Source organism: Staphylococcus sp. HMSC65H10, assembly GCF_001839185.1.
Classification (GTDB): domain Bacteria; phylum Bacillota; class Bacilli; order Staphylococcales; family Staphylococcaceae; genus Staphylococcus; species Staphylococcus simulans.
The window spans coordinates 1-16117 of record NZ_KV840351.1; the positions used below are offsets into that span (position 1 = coordinate 1).

Consider the following 16117-nt stretch of genomic DNA (forward strand, 5'->3'; position numbering starts at 1 on the left):
TTTTAGCTCACCAGTCCTATTTGACAGAGAGCCACAATTTTGAGATGCACTTGCTTTTCTTTTAGTTACTTTTATATACACTGATGGCTCTGTTAGCTGATTCTAAAAGATGATGTTCAAAATAATTCTCATGTACATAATCATATATATTATCTATATCTGTTTCTTCTTTAGGAAAATTATGATCTCTTACAATGCAATCGGCTAATTGTCCGAATGGCGTATCATCTTCCATAAAAGTAATAATAAACTTATAAAAACTCATGTAACAACCCCACTTAAAGATATTTCTGAATGAAAAAACATTAACAACGATAAATTTCCACCAAAGAGGAAATCATTCTTATCAGTTAAATAGGCTTTTTCAACAGTATAACATAAGCATCGGAATAAAATACAGTTAATAAAAAAATCTTATTTAACAAACAACTGTATTTATATCCAAACCTTTTCTCTTTTGTAACGCAATGTTCGAAAACTTTAAGATGACTTTGTTCTCTATATGCAATCATTTATACATCTTAATTATAAAGTTAGCCTAAACACACAAGAAATACAAGATATTCTTATTTAAATTGATATATTTTATACACATTTTTTACATAAAATTCATAATTTCGTGCGAATCTTTAAATAGTTATGAGTTCAGAATGAACATTACATTTTAAACAATTAAACCTCATAAAAAAGCAGAGCACGAAATGCTCTGCTTCTGATAAATACAATTCGGTTGTTAGAATCCGCGTCCAGCACCTCCGCCGCCGAAGCCGCCGCCTCCGCCGAAGCTGCCGCCGCTGAAACCACCGCCACTTGATGAACCGCCACCAAAACCTCCAGTGCCGACCCACCAAGTACCTGTATTATCTCTTCTGCGACCGCCTCCTCTTGGAGGTCCGCCGCCACCATTTTTAATGGAGATAATAATGATGATAATGATAATAATAAAAATAATGCCAAATAAGCTGAATGGCCCATCACCTTCTGATTGGTTTTGCGCTTTAGGTGTATCTTCAGTAAATTTTTCACCATCATAGCCATAAGCTTTGGCTATTTCTTTCCAAATTGCATTATAAAGTTGTGTGATGCCTTGACTGTAATATGCTTTTTGTTTTTCTTTATTATCAGTCTGTCCTGCTTTTTCAGCATAAGGCATGAAGTTATCATCAATCAATGCGCCGACTTTAGCATCATTTAAGACACCTTCTAACCCTCGGCCAACCGCAACTTGAATACCACGATTTTGATATTCATTGCCGTTATCTAAATTGACTAAAATTACAACGCCTCGACTATGCTTTTGATCACCGACTTTATAATGTCGGCCTGCTTGATAAGCATAATCTTCTTTTGGTGTTTGTCCGATTGATTTCATGGTCATCACCAAAATGTCTGAATCTGTACCGTCTTGAAGTTTTTGGCCTTTTTTAGCCATCTCATCTTTATCTTGGCTCGTAATCAAATCTGCGTGGTCTTGTACAAAAACAGGTTGTTCTAATTCCGGAAATTTATCTGATGCCGCAAACATACTTTGTGCGACGAGTAATATCCCAACCCATAAGACAGCTAAGACGCTGGCACTTTTTCTGATCATTGAGATGAGTCAGTGCCGAAATCAACTTTAGGTGCTTTGTCTGCACCACTTTCGGCTTTAAAGTATTCTTTCTTATCAAATCCGAATAGCTTAGCTACAATGGTTGTTGGGAAATGGCGAATCGCTTGGTTATATTTGTTAACAGATGTATTGTAATCATTTCGTGCTACTGCAATTCTATTTTCTGTACCTGCAAGCTCGTCACGTAATCCTGTAAATTGTTTATCTGCTTTTAAATCAGGATAATTTTCACTGATAGCTAATAATCTGCTTAATGCAGAATTGACTTCGCCATTAGCTTCCGCTTTCTCTTTTGGTGTTGATGCACCTGCAAGTTTACTACGTGCATCAGAAACTTGTTTAAATACATCTTCTTCATGCTTAGCGTAACCTTTAACAGTGTTCACAAGGTTAGGAATTAAGTCTACACGACGTTGTAATTGGTTATCGATGTTTGAAAGTGCTGTATTCGTATCTTCGTCCATACCGACAAGTTTATTATATGGGCCAATCATTGTAACTCCAATGATGACAATAACAATGCCGATAATAATAAGCGGTGTAAGTATTTTCTTCATATTTTTCTCCTTTTGCTTAAAATTATTCATTTTAATTATACAATATTGATACCCTATCTGGCTAAAGTTGAAGATTGCAATCAACCTTTAAAATCTTTACAAAAAATTAATTTTTATTTTTTGATAATTGTCAGATGCAATTACAAGAAATGGATGTATAATAACAGTTGTATTTGAAATATACACCAAAATCTACCCTGTTAAAGAAGGTGTTTATGTGGCTTTCCTAAAGAAACCCTTAACTGTTTATTTATTACTATTTCTGAGCACGACATTACTAGGTGCACTGTTATTATATTTGCCATGGACTGGTAAACAATATACATCTTTTATCGATGCATTCTTTGTCGCATCAAGCGCATTTACAGTCACTGGTCTATCAACTGTGGATATTACTTCGCAATTCAACTGGCTTGGTGACCTTATTATTATGTTTTTAATTCAAATCGGTGGTTTAGGGATTGTGACCATTACAACACTCACTTTAATCATAGCGAATCGCAGAATTTCTATGCATGAACGCAAATTAATCATGGTCACTTGGAATGTTGATGAGCCAGGCGGAATGGTTCGTTTAATTCGACAACTAACACTCTATAGCTTGTCTACAGAATTTATAGGCATGTTATTACTTGCCTTATCTTTCGTACCTAGATATGGCTTCGGCAAAGGATTATTTATCAGCATCTTTACTTCTGTTTCAGCCTTTAATAATGCAGGATTTGCATTATTTTCTAAGAATATGATTGGATTTAATGATGATCCAGTTGTTACGCTTGTCATCCCCATTTTAATTATTATGGGCGGACTGGGACCAGTAGTCATGTCAGATTTAGTAAAAACTAGAAGATTAAATAAACTAAAGCTACATACCAAAGTTGTGCTTTCAACAACATTAGTCTTAATTTTTGGCGGCATGGCGCTTTACTTTTTATTAGAGTTCAACAATACTTTAAAACCTTTCAGTATGTGGGGTAAGCTTGGGACTTCATTCTTTCAATCCGTCACAACAAGAACAGCAGGTTTCCAATCTGTTGACTTAGAATTAATTCATACCCCTACCGCATTAATGATGATGGTACTTATGTTTATCGGTGGTGCTCCGTTTAGTGCTGCTGGTGGGATTAAAGTCACAACTTTCATTGTTATGATTATGTTTGTTTATAGTACTTTACGTAATGAAGACCATACCACTATCTTCAGCAGAACAATCAAGCCTAAAACAATTGCGAAAGCCATTGCAGTCACAACAGTCAGCTTTATCTTTGTATTAACCGTCACATTTATTGTTAGTCTATTAAATGAAACAACACCTTTTATGAAAGTCATCTTCGAAGTCGTATCTGCTTTTGGTACAGTCGGCTTAAGTATGAACTTCACTTCTGAATATGGTACATTAACTAAAATCATCATTATTATTGTGATGATTTGCGGTAAATTAGGTGTTGTCACAGTATTAGCACTCTTCATCCCAAGCAAAAAACGATTTTATCAATATGCAAAAGGTAATATTTATTTATAACCTAATCTTCACTAGACCTGTTTTTACAGGTCTTTTTTATTTTGAAAAGGGTTTCATACCATCTGAAAGATGGCTATAGTTAAGTAATACACATACAGAGAGAAAGGTTGTTGATTCAATGAAAAAGTTATTTGCACTCTTAGCCATGAGTATATTAATCGTTTCAGCATGCGGGCAAAATGATGAAAAACCAAAAGAAGATACCGAAGACAAAGCAGCTACTGAAAAGAAAGACAAATCACAATCTAAAAATGAAGAAAATGAAAAGAAAAAACAAACAGACAAAAATCAACAAAAAGAAAATAATACGCAAGACGAACAACAAGCAAACACTGAACAGCAAAATAAAGATGAATCATCTGCAGAAAAACAAAATCAACAGAATCAACAAAACCAACAAAGCCAACAAGTTGATTTAAGCAATATCACCGACAGAGCAACTTTAGAAAATGTAATTTATGGTAATTATGCAGAAATTGATAAGATCAAAGCTTATAATAGTGCCGTTGCGAATGGCGTAATTCCACAAGGCAACGTGACAGAAGGTCCTGCAAGTGCCGCATATGAAAGCTCACTTCGTGTAGAAAGTGGTGCTGAACAATCTGTCTACGATCAAAATGCACAGTCACAAGCTGAGGAGCCAACAGAAGATGTAAATGCGGAAATCAATGCAGCGCAAACAGAAGAAGAATATATCGATGCTTTACGAAAAAAATATAACGGTGGATTATCTTCAGCTGAAATTCAAACCAAACATGCGATTGAACAAGGATACTATGATGGTGATGAAGCTGAACAACAAGCAGTTTATGATGAAATAGAACGAAGAGAAGCAGACATCGAAGCTGGTAAATTCGATCACTACAAACAATAAATAAGAAGGTAAATAAAAAAACAGCACAACAACCTTTTCAGATTGTTGTGCTGTTTTAATCAGTTTAGGTAAAAATTATGACATTTTTACAACGTTTGCAGCTTGTTCGCCACGGTCGCCTTCAACGATGTCGAAGTCAACTTTTTGGCCTTCTTCTAATGATTTGTAACCTTCGCCTTGGATAGCTGAGAAATGTACGAATACGTCGTTACCATCTTCTCTTTCGATAAATCCAAAACCTTTTTCTGCGTTAAACCATTTAACTGTACCACTATTCATATAAAAATCCTCCGTATGTGCTTTTGCACGAATATTTGTAACTTGTTTATAAAAATCAATGGGAGTAAATTCATACGAATTAAAACTGCAAATCAATTTCACGAACAATTACTTAAGTACTATACTACACCCATTATTTAGGTTTGTATACCCTTTTGCCTCATTTCTTCAAAATAATTTAGATACCACAATTATTCAGACAATATAATCATTAAAATCACAAATATTTGTCATTAAGATGATGGAAAACGAAACCTATAAAACTATAATAAATCAAGTAAAATTGATTAGAATGCAATTTAATTCCATAATTCTCATTAATCAGGTATGATTAATTCACTAAATAGAAAAGGAGTGATGATATGACCAAACAAGTCGTATTAATTACAGGTGCAACAAGTGGAATTGGTTTTCAAACAGCACAACTTTTAGCTGATAAAGGATACATTGTTTATGGCGTTGGTAGAAGAATAGAAAAACTGAACGCTTTAAAAAATATACATGCAATAAAAATGGATATTACAGATGAATCATCCATACAAAAAACTGTTGAACAAGTAATTTCAGAACAAAATCGTATCGATATTCTCATTAATAATGCGGGTTATGGTTCGTACGGAGCTATAGAAGATGTAGAAATTTCAGAAGCAAGAAAACAATTTGAAGTAAATCTTTTTGGTTTAGCACGACTCACTCAATTAGTGTTGCCCTATATGCGTAAACAACATTCTGGGAAAATCATTAATATATCCTCGATGGGTGGCCGTTTCACTTCATACTTTGGCGCATGGTATCATGCCACTAAATACGCTTTAGAAGCTTTCAGTGATGCTTTAAGAATGGAAGTTGAGCCATTTGGTATTGAAGTTTCTATTATTGAACCTGGTGGCATCAAAACTGATTGGGGTCATATCGCAGCAGATCAATTAGCAGCATCAGCTAAAGGCGGTGCATATGAAAAAGCGGCTTTTAAAGCAGCAGAAGGTATGCACAAACAATATAATTCTAATTTACTTTCAAACCCTAAAATTATTGCCGATACTATTTTAAAGGCCGCTTCAAAAAAGAAACCTAAAGCACGTTATTTAATCGGTATGGGCGCAAAACCTCTTGTTTTCTTACATGCCATTTTACCAGCAAGACTCTTTGATCACATTGCTAGACGCTTAAGTTAAAAAAGAAAGGTCTAACATTGATAAAATTCATCCATCAATGTTAGACCTTTTTTATACAAATAGTAGCTTTTATTTATCTAATAAATCTTCTACAGGCTCACCAATTCTTACATAATGATTACCTACCACACGTGTAATTGGATTTAATTTTTCAACATCCACATAAGCTTTATCTACATCATAAATTTCATCATCAATGTAAATTGATTTTACTTGTCCTACAAGCATGTCTGTTCCTTTTTGTTCATCTCCTAATTCTAAATGATGAACTAATTCACATTCATATCGAACTTTGGCTTCTTTCACACTAGGAACATTCACAACTTTAGAATCTGTTGTTGTAAGATCAGTCATGTCTAGTTCGTTCACATCAGCCCCATAATTATCGCCTGTTTTCACCACATCTTTAACGATATCTTCATCTACAATATGCACCACAAATTCTTTAGTACTTAGAATGTTTGCACTTGTATCTTTTAGCGCTCCATTATCTTTACCTACAGATATCATTAACATTGGTGGTTCAGGACACACTACATTAAAGAATGCAAAGGGCGCTGCATTTACATTACCTTTTTCATCTTGTGAAGTGACAAAAGCGATTGGTCTAGGTGTCACTGTACCTATCAACATTTTATACATATTTCCTGTTTCTAAGTCTTTTGGATTTATATACATACTCATATCACCTTTCTCATTCATATTCATACATTCTATAATATTTCTGCACCATCATAAATCTTAAGGACTTATACATGAACAAGTCATTTAATTCAGTTCACAAAGATTAATATTAAAATATTTTAGTGATATTTTCATGACACTTTTTTGACAGTCACCTCAATTTTTTTAAATTATTTAGCCCGTTTTGTTAAAAACAAAGATTAAAGTGATATAATTTAAATGTTATAAAATAATTAAGGTAACTGTATTGCACTATTTAGTTATCTATTATCTCTTCGATTCTATATGAAGACAGCAATTTAGATACTAACTACTTATTTACATTGATAAATAAGCGGAAATTGTATTTAACTTTACTTGATTCATAAAATCTAAGATTGATAACTGAGTTTTCTTACGCTTAATTATTAAAACAAACAACATCAGGAGGAATCAACATGAAAGAAAAAGAAAAGTGGTATCAGTCAACTTGGTTCACAATTTTAATGCTATTATTTGTATTCCCAGTAGGATTATTCCTAATGTGGAAGTTTAAGAAAAACTGGAAGTTATGGGTAAAAATCTTGATTACTGTGTTAGTTGCAATAAGTGTGGTTAATATGATGACTAATAAGACACCGACTGACAATAACACAAGCAAGACTAAAACAGAACAAAAATCAGATAAACAAGAGGCAAAAAAAGATGATAAAAAACCAGAAACAAAATCATCGAATAAAATGAACGAAGTTGTTAAAGTCGGAAAAATGGAGTTCAATGTAACTAATAAAGCCATTGTAGATCAAGTTGGAGATGTAATGACAAATAATGCAAAAGGCAAATTCATAGTATTAGATATTACAGTTAAAAATAACGGAGATAAAGCTGTAGACATTACCGATTCGTTCTTTAAACTTTTAAGCGATAAAAAAACATTTGAAGCTGATGGTTCTGCAACAATCACTGCAAACCAAGCTGTATCGCCTGATGATTTAGGTTTTATTGGTGACAAAATCAATCCCGAAAGTACAAAAAATGCAAAACTTGTATTTGATGTAGCACCTAGTATTGCCGAAAAAGATAATTTAGTATTGCAAGTACAGTCTGGTTTTTGGGGAACAGAAACAGCAAAAATCGAATTAAAATAAATGTCTATGTTCTAAAACAATTTAGGAACGGTGAATTTTTCACCGTTCCTTTTTCTGTAGCAACAAAAAATAAAAGCCTCTAACCGCAATGGTTAAAGGCTCTATGTATGGAGGCGGCGGGATTTGAACCCGCGTCCAAGGATCCTGATACAAATCTTTCTACGTGTGTAGTCTATTATTCAAATTTCACATGATGGTAGGAAATAGACAACCAACATCATGCTAGTTCGATTAATCTCTTCTAGACAGACTTCGAACAGCAGTGCCTAGCGTATCCTACTAAAGTTGAATCACGTTAACAGCACATAGGCGATGCTGTTAGGTGATGCAGAGTGCGATTAGGCAGCTACTGCTAAATTATTGTTTGTTTTGCCAGTTATTATAAACTGTGTGTGTTGATGACGGAGACAACCCTCCGACACGCTTAATAAGCTCTGGGGACCCCTGTCGAATCCAAAACGCCCCCGAAATAATATTAAATAGATTCTATTCACTAGAATCCAATAGCACTCTTTATCATATCAAATATGCATTTAGTAATCAATATAATTGTTTATAAATGATTTTCAAATAAACTAAGAATGCGGGAAGCAGGTTTAACCTGCTTTCCCTTAATAACGATCTTTCATCGCACGCTGCATGTCGCGTTTAATTGCTTTATCTTTAAGATCTTGACGTTTGTCATATTTCTTCTTACCTCTTGCGACGCCAATCAACATTTTACATACACCATGTTTCAGATACAGTTTTAATGGGATAATCGAATAACCGATTTCTCTTGTACGTGTGCCTAATTTTTCAATTTCTCTTTTGTGTAAGAGTAATTTTCTTGGTCGCACTGGATCATGATTAAATCGATTGGCTTCTTCGTATGGCGCAATATGCATATTATGAACGTAAATTTCACCATTTTTTACTTGAGCGAAACTATCTTTTAAGTTTGCGCTGCCACGACGAATCGATTTAATCTCTGTACCTTTTAACACAATGCCCGCTTCAATCGTATCTTCTACATTATAGTCATGTCTGGCTTTACGATTCTCCGCTAAAGTACCAGGAGACTTTTTCTTCTTCTTCGACATCGTGTTCACCTCTTGTTGAAAATTTTATAAAAAGAGAGGAGCGGCCATCCCACTCAATTTCTCTTATTTTTTCTTTTTACGCGCTTTTTGTTTTACCTTTTTACTTTTGTAAAACGGTTTGTGGTTCGTGTCCTTTTGTTTATCACGATTACGTTGGTTTTTACCTTTACGCTGTTTCTTCTTCCCTTTTTTCTTGTCGCCGCCTAAGCTTTTACCACGTGTTTTCGTTTGAATCGTTGTGCCACGTGCAGGACGTTCATTTGATTTTCTACGTCTTGGTTCAGGCATACCTACGATTTGGAAATCAATCATACGTTGGTCAACATCTACGTTGACGACTTTAATCTTCACTGTATCACCGATACGGAAAACATTACCTGTACGTTCACCAATCATAGCCATTTGACCTTCAGCGAATTGGTAATAATCGTCTGTCATACTTGATACATGAACCATACCTTCAACAGTATTCGGTAATTCTACGAACATACCAAAGTTCGCGACTGAGCTGACAATACCTTCGAATTCTTCACCAATATGTTGAAGCATGAACTCTGCTTTCTTAAGTTCATCTGTATCACGTTCTGCTTCGATAGCACGACGTTCACGATTAGACGTATGTTCCGCAATTTCCGGCAATTTGTCTTCCCATTTGCGAAGTTCTTTGCCGCTCATTGAATCTTCAATCAAGTACTTGCGGATTAAACGATGTACTACTAAGTCAGGATAACGACGAATTGGCGATGTGAAGTGCGTATAATAATCTGCAGATAAGCCGAAGTGACCTAAGTTCACATCTTCATAACGTGCCTGTTGCATTGAGCGTAACATCATTGTAGATACAACCGTTTGTTCTGGCAGACCTTTTACTTTCTCATGAATTTCTTGAAGCGTACTTGGGGATACATCTTCTCCTGTGCCTCTTACTAGAATACCGAAGTTCGTAATAAACTCGAAGAATTGCGTTAAGCGATCTGATTTAGGTTGTTCGTGGACACGATAGATAAATGGTACTTCCATTTTATTGAAGTGTTCAGCAACCGTTTCGTTCGCTGCTAACATAAATGATTCAATTAAACGTTCACCTTCACCACGTTCACGCATCTTCACATCTACTGGAATTCCTTCTTCATTGACAATCACTTGCGCTTCATCAATATCGAAGTCGATTTCACCACGACGTTTACGCATTTGAATTAATGTTTCACTTAATTCTTTTGCTAAGTCTAACATCGGTGTCACATCTGGGTATTGTGCACGCACATTTTCATCATGATCAGTGATGATTTGGTTGACTTCATCATACGTCATACGATGATCAGATTGAATGACACTATCAAAGATTTCATGTTTAACAACTTTACCATCTGAATTAATTTCCATACGACAGCTTAATGTTAAACGGTCAACATTAGGATTCAATGAACAAATACCATTACTCAAACGGTGTGGAATCATTGGAATAACGCGGTCTACTAAGTAAACACTTGTTCCACGATCATACGCTTCTTTATCTAATGCTGAATCTTCTTTTACATAGTGGCTGACATCCGCAATGCTGACTGTCAATTGCGTATTACCATTCTTCAATTTCTTAAGCGCAATCGCATCATCTAAGTCCTTCGCATCTGCACCATCAATTGTAATCGTCAATTCATCACGTAAATCTTTACGTCCTTCTAATTCTGACGGTTCTATATATTCTGGTACAGCTTCTGCTTCTTTTAAGACTTCATCAAGGAATTCAATTTCAATACCGTGTTGGTAAATGATAGAAAGAATATCTACACCTGGATCATTTTTATGTCCTAAAATCGCAGACACATGACCTTCAGGATTATCATTTCCTTCAGCATATTTAGAAATTTGAACTAACACTTTATGGCCTTCAACAGCACCTAAACTTTGACCTTTAGGGATAAAGATATCCTGCATAATACGTTTGTCATCAGGAATCACAAATCCAAAGTGACGGCCTTCTGTATAAGTTCCTACCACTTGTGTGATTGAGTGTTTTTCAATAGATTTGACTTCACCTTCGACTTTACCTTTGAAATCTCCGCGTGAGGGCTGTACTTCTACAATAACAGTATCGCCATCCATCGCACGGTTGATTTTTGTCGGTGGAATAAAGATATCTTCCATATCTTCGTCTTCAGGTCTAAGGAAGGCAAACCCTTTTTTGTTTTGGCTTAACGTTCCTTTTACTAAGTTATCTTTCATATTTTTTTGATTACCCTTTCTTTTGTAGCGGTCTGTTTTTGTTCGTTCAACTAAACCTGATTGTTCCAGTTCAACTAACACCTTTATTAAATCTCTAAATGAGTCGGCATTATCTAAACCTAAACGGTCTTGGAAATCTGAAACTGACATGGGTTCATAATCAGGTTGTTTTATAATTTCTGTGACAGATTGTTTTAAATCCATGATGCCCCCTCCTTTCTTTCTTATTTATAATTTTTTATTCGTCTTATTCAGACCAATCAAGTCCTTCTAAAAACTCATAAATATCTTCAAAGACTTGTTCTTTTTCTTTATCAATGGTAATTACATGCCCTGAATCGGCATACCATTTAATATCTTTTTCGTCAGAAGATGCTTCTTCATAAATCACATTTGCTGAATCAGCATTAATCATGGCATCTTTTTCAGCTTGAATGACTAATAATGGATCCATGACTTCGTCTACATGATCTCTGACATTTTGAATTGTTTGTTGTAATTCTTTTAATGTACCTGTAGGTTGGAAAGCTTCCATTTCTCGATCAATCGTCTCTTGATCTTTTCCTTGGTATTTCTTAAAGTTGCGTGCATACTCTAAGACACCTTCGTACATTGAGCCTTCTGTCTTAATAAACATAGGCGCACACATGGTTACAATACCCTCTACATCTCTATTTAAGCTTAATTTCAAAGCAAAATCTCCACCTAAGGATAAGCCGGCTACCGCAATTTCATCATAGCCTTTAGATTTTAAGAAATCATAGCCATCTAACGCATCTTTAAACCAAACATGCGGACTAGATTGTAAAATCTCTTCCGGCGGCGCTGCATGTCCCTCATATTGCGGCGCATAAGAAGTATAACCTTTCTTTTGTAAGAAACGGCCTAATTGGCGCACGTCTGATGAATTCCCTGTAAATCCATGTAATAATAACACTGCTCTATTACCTTCTTCAAAGAAGAACGGTTTAGGCAATTTAATCTGCATGTCGTTCAATCCCTTCATCTCTTTCTAAATATACAATACACAATTACCATTATAATGAAAAAAGCCCGACTTTAACATTGTCGGACCTTACATTTACATATTGAGATAAGTAATTGCGAGCATTAAAACGAAAAACACAATAGATAAGACAATTGTGACACGGTTTAAGAATAAATCCACGCCGCGTTGTTTCTGTTTTCCACCAAAGAGCTGTTCAGCGCCCCCGCTGATGGCTCCTGAAAGTCCATTGCTTTTGCTTTCTTGGAGTAACACAACTGTGATTAATGCGATACAGTCTATAACTAATAAAACTGTCAACAAAATGTGCATGCTTTACTCCTCCATTCATAATATACCTAGCAATTATAACACGTTAGGTGTCTATTTATCAAATTTAATTCATAACACACTGAGGATTCTATCGATTGAAAGTACTTTTTCGTTTGATAGAAATAATTAACATATACAGCGCCAAAATCAACGATCCTGCTAGTGTAATCCATAATGGTAATGTCATATAGAATGATTTCACATGGACGATACTTTGTAAGATTGGGCCTGCGTTTACTGCTGTAAAGAATGTTTGTGAAATATAAACCGCAAATAAGAACCACCATAAATAAGGGTGTTGATTCCAAATTGCGATCAGTCCACATAAATAAGCCAATAAATACATAATTCCTGTTAAGCGATAACTATTTAAGAAATTTCCGACTGCGTTTTTCGTTGCATCAATCTGATGAGAAGTCAATAAGTCTGTAATAACACTTTTATCCAACACTACAAAAATGTATGTGCCGTACATCATTGCTAAAAAGAGTGAAGCATATGCTATAAATCTACCCGATTTTTTTGCACGCATTACTTTATTGTTTTCAGTATCCATGATTTTTTCAAACTCCTTCATGCCTTTAGAATACTTCCATTGTTTTTCATTATATCAGTTCTTGAACATGAGCGGGAGTGTCTGCATTAGAAAGCAAAAAAGAAACTGCTAAGGTTGATGAGACCTTAACAGTTTCTGTAGTAAAGTTACTGAATTAAATTTTGCGTGAACTCAATATCAGTAAAGTCTATCTTATTTGTCTAAGTTGTAGAAAGAATGGATGCCGTCAAATTCAGCTGTTTCGTATAATTCGTCTTCAATACGTAATAATTGGTTGTATTTAGCGATACGGTCAGTTCTTGATAATGAACCTGTTTTGATTTGACCAGCGTTTGTAGCAACTGCGATGTCAGCAATTGTAGTATCTTCAGTTTCACCTGAACGGTGAGAGATAACTGCTGTGTAGTTAGCTTTTTGAGCCATTTGGATAGCGTCAAATGTTTCAGTTAAAGTACCGATTTGGTTAACTTTGATTAAGATTGAGTTACCAATACCTTTTTCGATACCTTCAGATAATTTTTTAGTGTTAGTAACGAATAAGTCGTCACCTACTAATTGAACTTTTTTACCTAAACGATCTGTAAGTTGTTTCCAACCATCCCAGTCGTTTTCGTCCATACCATCTTCGATAGTGATGATTGGGTATTTGTTAACTAATTCTTCTAAGTAGTCAACTTGTTCAGCTGAAGTACGTTTAGCGCCGCCTTCACCTTCGAATTTAGTGTAGTCGTATACGCCGTCTTCGTAGAATTCAGAAGCAGCACAGTCAAATCCTAAGAATACATCTTTACCTGGTTCAAGACCAGAAGTTTTGATTGCTTCTAAGATTGTGTCTACAGCATCTTCAGTACCGTGGAATTTAGGTGCGAAACCACCTTCATCACCTACTGCAGTTTCTAAGTCACGACCTTTAAGAAGTTTAGCTAAGTTGTGGAAGATTTCAGCACCCCAGCGTAATGCTTCTTTGAATGTGTCAGCTCCAACAGGTAAAATCATGAATTCTTGGAATGCGATTGGCGCATCTGAGTGAGAACCACCGTTAACGATGTTCATCATTGGAACTGGTAATTGTTTACCATTGAATCCACCTAAATATTTATAAAGTGGTTGACCTAAGAAGTCAGCTGCAGCACGTGCAACAGCAATAGAAACACCAAGGATAGCGTTAGCACCTAATTTACCTTTGTTTTCTGTTCCGTCTAATTGAATCATCATTTTATCAATTGAAACTTGATCTAATGCTGAGAATTCTCCTTCAACGATTTCAGGAGCAATAATTTCGTTTACGTTTTCAACTGCTTTAGTAACACCTTTACCACCGTAACGTTTTTTGTCACCGTCACGTAATTCTACGGCTTCGTATTCACCTGTAGATGCACCTGATGGTACTAATGCACGACCGAATGCACCGCTTTCAGTTAATACTTCTACTTCAACTGTTGGATTACCGCGAGAATCTAGGACTTCGCGAGCATAAACATCTGTAATAATTGGCATGTTGATAATCTCCTTTTCATAATTGCTTTCATATATATTATAACTTGTCTTGCTTAAAAAATGAATTAATTAAACGATATTGATTGTGAACAATTAATGTTTAATTAATGACTCACCAGTCATTTCTTCAGGTTGTTTAACATCAAGTAAATCAAGTAACGTTGGAGCTAAATCTCCTAATTTACCAGTTTCACGTAATGTCACGCCTTCTTTAGTAACGATAACTGGAACTGGGTTAGTTGTGTGTGTTGTCATTGGTTGATCATCGTCTGTTAATACTTGGTCTGAGTTACCATGGTCAGCTGTAATAATTGCATGGCCACCCATTTCTAAGATTTTGTCTACGACTTCACCAAGACATTCATCTACTGCTTCAATTGCTTTTACAGTAGGCTCTAACATACCACTGTGCCCAACCATATCTGGGTTCGCAAAGTTTAAGATGATTAAGTCTAAGTCACCTTTATCTAACTCGCCTAATAAAGCATCTTTTACTTCATACGCGCTCATTTCAGGTTTTAAGTCATACGTTGCAACTTTTGGAGAGTCGATTAAAATACGACGTTCTCCTTCAAATTCTTCATTGCGTCCACCACTCATGAAGTAAGTAACATGAGGATATTTTTCAGTTTCGGCAATTCTTAATTGTGTTAAGTTGTTTGCTTCAGCAACTTCACCGATTGTTTGTTTTAAATCTACTTTTTCAAATACAACACGACCATCAACTTGATCGTTGTATTTTGTGAAAGTCGCAAAGAATAAATCTTTAGGTTGGTTCACTTCAAAGCCTTTGAAATCTTTGTTTGTGAAGATTTCAGAAAGTTGGCCCGCTCTGTCAGGACGGAAGTTGAAGAATACTACTGAGTCTCCATCTTGAACGCCTTCATTTTGTTCTTTGATTGAGAATGGTACAACGAATTCGTCAGTTAAATCATTCGCATAGTTTGCTTCGATACCTTCTTCTGCTGTTGCATACTCAGGTGTATTAATGTCACGAATTGCATTATACGCTTTTTCTTCACGTTCCCAACGTTTGTCACGGTCCATTGCATAATAACGACCAGAAATTGATGCAAATTGACCAATACCGATTTCTTTGAATTGTTCTTCAGTTTCTTTCACATATTTTAATGCTGATTTTTGGTCTACATCACGGCCGTCTAAGAAACCATGTACATAGACTTTATCAAGCCCTTGTTGTTTAGCTAATTTTAAGATTGCAAATAGATGTGTGTAGTGACTGTGTACACCACCGTCAGATAGTAAACCAAATACATGCAATGCAGAATTGTTTGCTTTAACGTGTTCAATTGCTTCGTTTAATACTTCGTTTTCAAAGAAGTCGCCGTCTTCAATTGATTTATTAATGCGAGTTAAACTTTGGTAAACAATTCGGCCAGCACCAATGTTCATGTGACCTACTTCTGAGTTACCCATTTGACCTGCAGGAAGACCTACTTCAAGACCACTTGCTTCGATTTGAGTTGTAGGATATTTTGCATAATAACGGTCAAAGTTAGGTTTATGCGCTTGTTTAACTGCGTTTCCGTGTACATCTTCTCTATTTGCAAAACCATCAAGGATGATTAATGCTGTAGGTTGTTTCGCCAT

At 35.5% G+C, this 16117-nt stretch carries 16 protein-coding genes and 1 other RNA gene; 4 read left to right on the forward strand and 13 right to left on the reverse strand.

The genetic code is table 11. The features are described 5' to 3' along the window. Positions 1 to 61: 61 nt before the first annotated feature. From HMPREF3270_RS06970 to HMPREF3270_RS06980, 3 genes are all read right to left on the reverse strand, one after another. Complete coding sequence (locus HMPREF3270_RS06970) at positions 62 to 265, reverse strand: sterile alpha motif-like domain-containing protein (RefSeq protein ID WP_023015356.1); 204 nt, start codon at positions 263 to 265, stop codon at positions 62 to 64. Between the two features lie 468 nt (positions 266 to 733). Beyond that, on the reverse strand, positions 734 to 1591 hold the full coding sequence (locus tag HMPREF3270_RS06975) for a TPM domain-containing protein (protein WP_070847855.1): 858 nt from the start codon (positions 1589 to 1591) through the stop codon (positions 734 to 736). Beyond that, the gene (locus HMPREF3270_RS06980; RefSeq protein WP_002481583.1) at positions 1588 to 2169 is read right to left on the reverse strand and encodes a LemA family protein; all 582 of its coding nucleotides are present in this window, start codon (positions 2167 to 2169) and stop codon (positions 1588 to 1590) included. The genes HMPREF3270_RS06975 and HMPREF3270_RS06980 overlap by 4 nt, the downstream gene beginning before the upstream one ends. 217 nt (positions 2170 to 2386) lie before the next feature. On the opposite strand from HMPREF3270_RS06980, the gene HMPREF3270_RS06985 reads away from it, so the two are divergent. Beyond that, positions 2387 to 3691, forward strand: a complete 1305-nt coding sequence (locus tag HMPREF3270_RS06985; protein ID WP_002481582.1) for a TrkH family potassium uptake protein — start codon at positions 2387 to 2389, stop codon at positions 3689 to 3691. 118 nt (positions 3692 to 3809) lie between these two features. Next, positions 3810 to 4565, forward strand: coding sequence for a hypothetical protein (locus HMPREF3270_RS06990; RefSeq protein WP_070847858.1), 756 nt, complete (start codon positions 3810 to 3812; stop codon positions 4563 to 4565). A gap of 75 nt (positions 4566 to 4640) precedes the next feature. On the opposite strand, the gene HMPREF3270_RS06995 is transcribed toward HMPREF3270_RS06990, so the two are convergent. Continuing rightward, entirely contained in the window at positions 4641 to 4844 is a 204-nt protein-coding gene (locus tag HMPREF3270_RS06995; RefSeq protein ID WP_002481579.1) for a cold-shock protein, read from the reverse strand. 362 nt (positions 4845 to 5206) lie between these two features. On the opposite strand from HMPREF3270_RS06995, the gene HMPREF3270_RS07000 reads away from it, so the two are divergent. Beyond that, positions 5207 to 6019 carry an oxidoreductase gene (locus tag HMPREF3270_RS07000; RefSeq protein ID WP_002481578.1) on the forward strand — a complete coding sequence of 271 codons (813 nt, stop codon included), beginning with the start codon at positions 5207 to 5209 and terminating at the stop codon, positions 6017 to 6019. 69 nt (positions 6020 to 6088) lie between these two features. Here HMPREF3270_RS07000 and HMPREF3270_RS07005 read toward each other — a convergent pair whose 3' ends face one another. Beyond that, entirely contained in the window at positions 6089 to 6721 is a 633-nt protein-coding gene (locus tag HMPREF3270_RS07005) for a flavin reductase family protein (RefSeq protein WP_256324359.1), read from the reverse strand. Between the two features lie 419 nt (positions 6722 to 7140). Here HMPREF3270_RS07005 and HMPREF3270_RS07010 point away from each other — a divergent pair, with 419 nt between their 5' ends. After that, positions 7141 to 7830: a DUF4352 domain-containing protein gene (locus tag HMPREF3270_RS07010; protein ID WP_083326789.1), complete on the forward strand. Its 690-nt coding sequence runs from the start codon at positions 7141 to 7143 to the stop codon at positions 7828 to 7830. 105 nt (positions 7831 to 7935) lie between these two features. On the opposite strand, the gene ssrA is transcribed toward HMPREF3270_RS07010, so the two are convergent. The 8 genes from ssrA to gpmI all read right to left on the reverse strand — a co-directional run bounded on the left by ssrA (position 7936) and on the right by gpmI (position 16117). Then, positions 7936 to 8296, reverse strand: a transfer-messenger RNA (tmRNA) gene (gene ssrA / locus HMPREF3270_RS07015). A 145-nt stretch (positions 8297 to 8441) separates the two neighbouring features. Then, positions 8442 to 8912, reverse strand: a complete 471-nt coding sequence (gene smpB / locus HMPREF3270_RS07020; protein WP_002481575.1) for an SsrA-binding protein SmpB — start codon at positions 8910 to 8912, stop codon at positions 8442 to 8444. Positions 8913 to 8975: 63 nt separating this feature from the next. Further along, positions 8976 to 11339 (reverse strand): ribonuclease R, encoded by a 2364-nt coding sequence (gene rnr, locus HMPREF3270_RS07025; RefSeq protein WP_070847864.1) that lies wholly within the window; start codon positions 11337 to 11339, stop codon positions 8976 to 8978. 43 nt (positions 11340 to 11382) lie between these two features. Beyond that, entirely contained in the window at positions 11383 to 12123 is a 741-nt protein-coding gene (locus HMPREF3270_RS07030; RefSeq protein WP_070847867.1) for an alpha/beta hydrolase, read from the reverse strand. Between the two features lie 93 nt (positions 12124 to 12216). Next, positions 12217 to 12453, reverse strand: coding sequence for a preprotein translocase subunit SecG (gene secG / locus HMPREF3270_RS07035; protein ID WP_002481572.1), 237 nt, complete (start codon positions 12451 to 12453; stop codon positions 12217 to 12219). An 88-nt stretch (positions 12454 to 12541) separates the two neighbouring features. Beyond that, entirely contained in the window at positions 12542 to 13009 is a 468-nt protein-coding gene (locus HMPREF3270_RS07040) for a hypothetical protein (RefSeq protein ID WP_002481571.1), read from the reverse strand. Between the two features lie 192 nt (positions 13010 to 13201). After that, a complete protein-coding gene (eno, locus tag HMPREF3270_RS07045; RefSeq protein ID WP_002481570.1) occupies positions 13202 to 14506 on the reverse strand; it encodes a surface-displayed alpha-enolase in 1305 nt (434 codons plus the stop codon). A gap of 93 nt (positions 14507 to 14599) precedes the next feature. After that, positions 14600 to 16117, reverse strand: a complete 1518-nt coding sequence (gpmI, locus tag HMPREF3270_RS07050) for a 2,3-bisphosphoglycerate-independent phosphoglycerate mutase (RefSeq protein WP_002481569.1) — start codon at positions 16115 to 16117, stop codon at positions 14600 to 14602.

Excerpts from the sequence above, each read along its gene's own strand:
- HMPREF3270_RS06970 (WP_023015356.1), bottom strand. The coding sequence starts at position 265 with ATGAGTTTTTATAAGTTTATTATTACTTTTATGGAAGATGATACGCCA.
- HMPREF3270_RS06975 (WP_070847855.1), bottom strand. The coding sequence starts at position 1,591 with ATGATCAGAAAAAGTGCCAGCGTCTTAGCTGTCTTATGGGTTGGGATA.
- HMPREF3270_RS06980 (WP_002481583.1), bottom strand. The coding sequence starts at position 2,169 with ATGAAGAAAATACTTACACCGCTTATTATTATCGGCATTGTTATTGTC.
- HMPREF3270_RS06990 (WP_070847858.1), top strand. The coding sequence starts at position 3,810 with ATGAAAAAGTTATTTGCACTCTTAGCCATGAGTATATTAATCGTTTCA.
- HMPREF3270_RS06995 (WP_002481579.1), bottom strand. The coding sequence starts at position 4,844 with ATGAATAGTGGTACAGTTAAATGGTTTAACGCAGAAAAAGGTTTTGGA.
- HMPREF3270_RS07000 (WP_002481578.1), top strand. The coding sequence starts at position 5,207 with ATGACCAAACAAGTCGTATTAATTACAGGTGCAACAAGTGGAATTGGT.
- HMPREF3270_RS07005 (WP_256324359.1), bottom strand. The coding sequence starts at position 6,721 with ATGAATGAGAAAGGTGATATGAGTATGTATATAAATCCAAAAGACTTA.
- HMPREF3270_RS07010 (WP_083326789.1), top strand. The coding sequence starts at position 7,141 with ATGAAAGAAAAAGAAAAGTGGTATCAGTCAACTTGGTTCACAATTTTA.
- smpB (WP_002481575.1), bottom strand. The coding sequence starts at position 8,912 with ATGTCGAAGAAGAAGAAAAAGTCTCCTGGTACTTTAGCGGAGAATCGT.
- rnr (WP_070847864.1), bottom strand. The coding sequence starts at position 11,339 with ATGGATTTAAAACAATCTGTCACAGAAATTATAAAACAACCTGATTAT.
- HMPREF3270_RS07030 (WP_070847867.1), bottom strand. The coding sequence starts at position 12,123 with ATGCAGATTAAATTGCCTAAACCGTTCTTCTTTGAAGAAGGTAATAGA.
- secG (WP_002481572.1), bottom strand. The coding sequence starts at position 12,453 with ATGCACATTTTGTTGACAGTTTTATTAGTTATAGACTGTATCGCATTA.
- HMPREF3270_RS07040 (WP_002481571.1), bottom strand. The coding sequence starts at position 13,009 with ATGGATACTGAAAACAATAAAGTAATGCGTGCAAAAAAATCGGGTAGA.
- eno (WP_002481570.1), bottom strand. The coding sequence starts at position 14,506 with ATGCCAATTATTACAGATGTTTATGCTCGCGAAGTCCTAGATTCTCGC.
- gpmI (WP_002481569.1), bottom strand. The coding sequence starts at position 16,117 with ATGGCGAAACAACCTACAGCATTAATCATCCTTGATGGTTTTGCAAAT.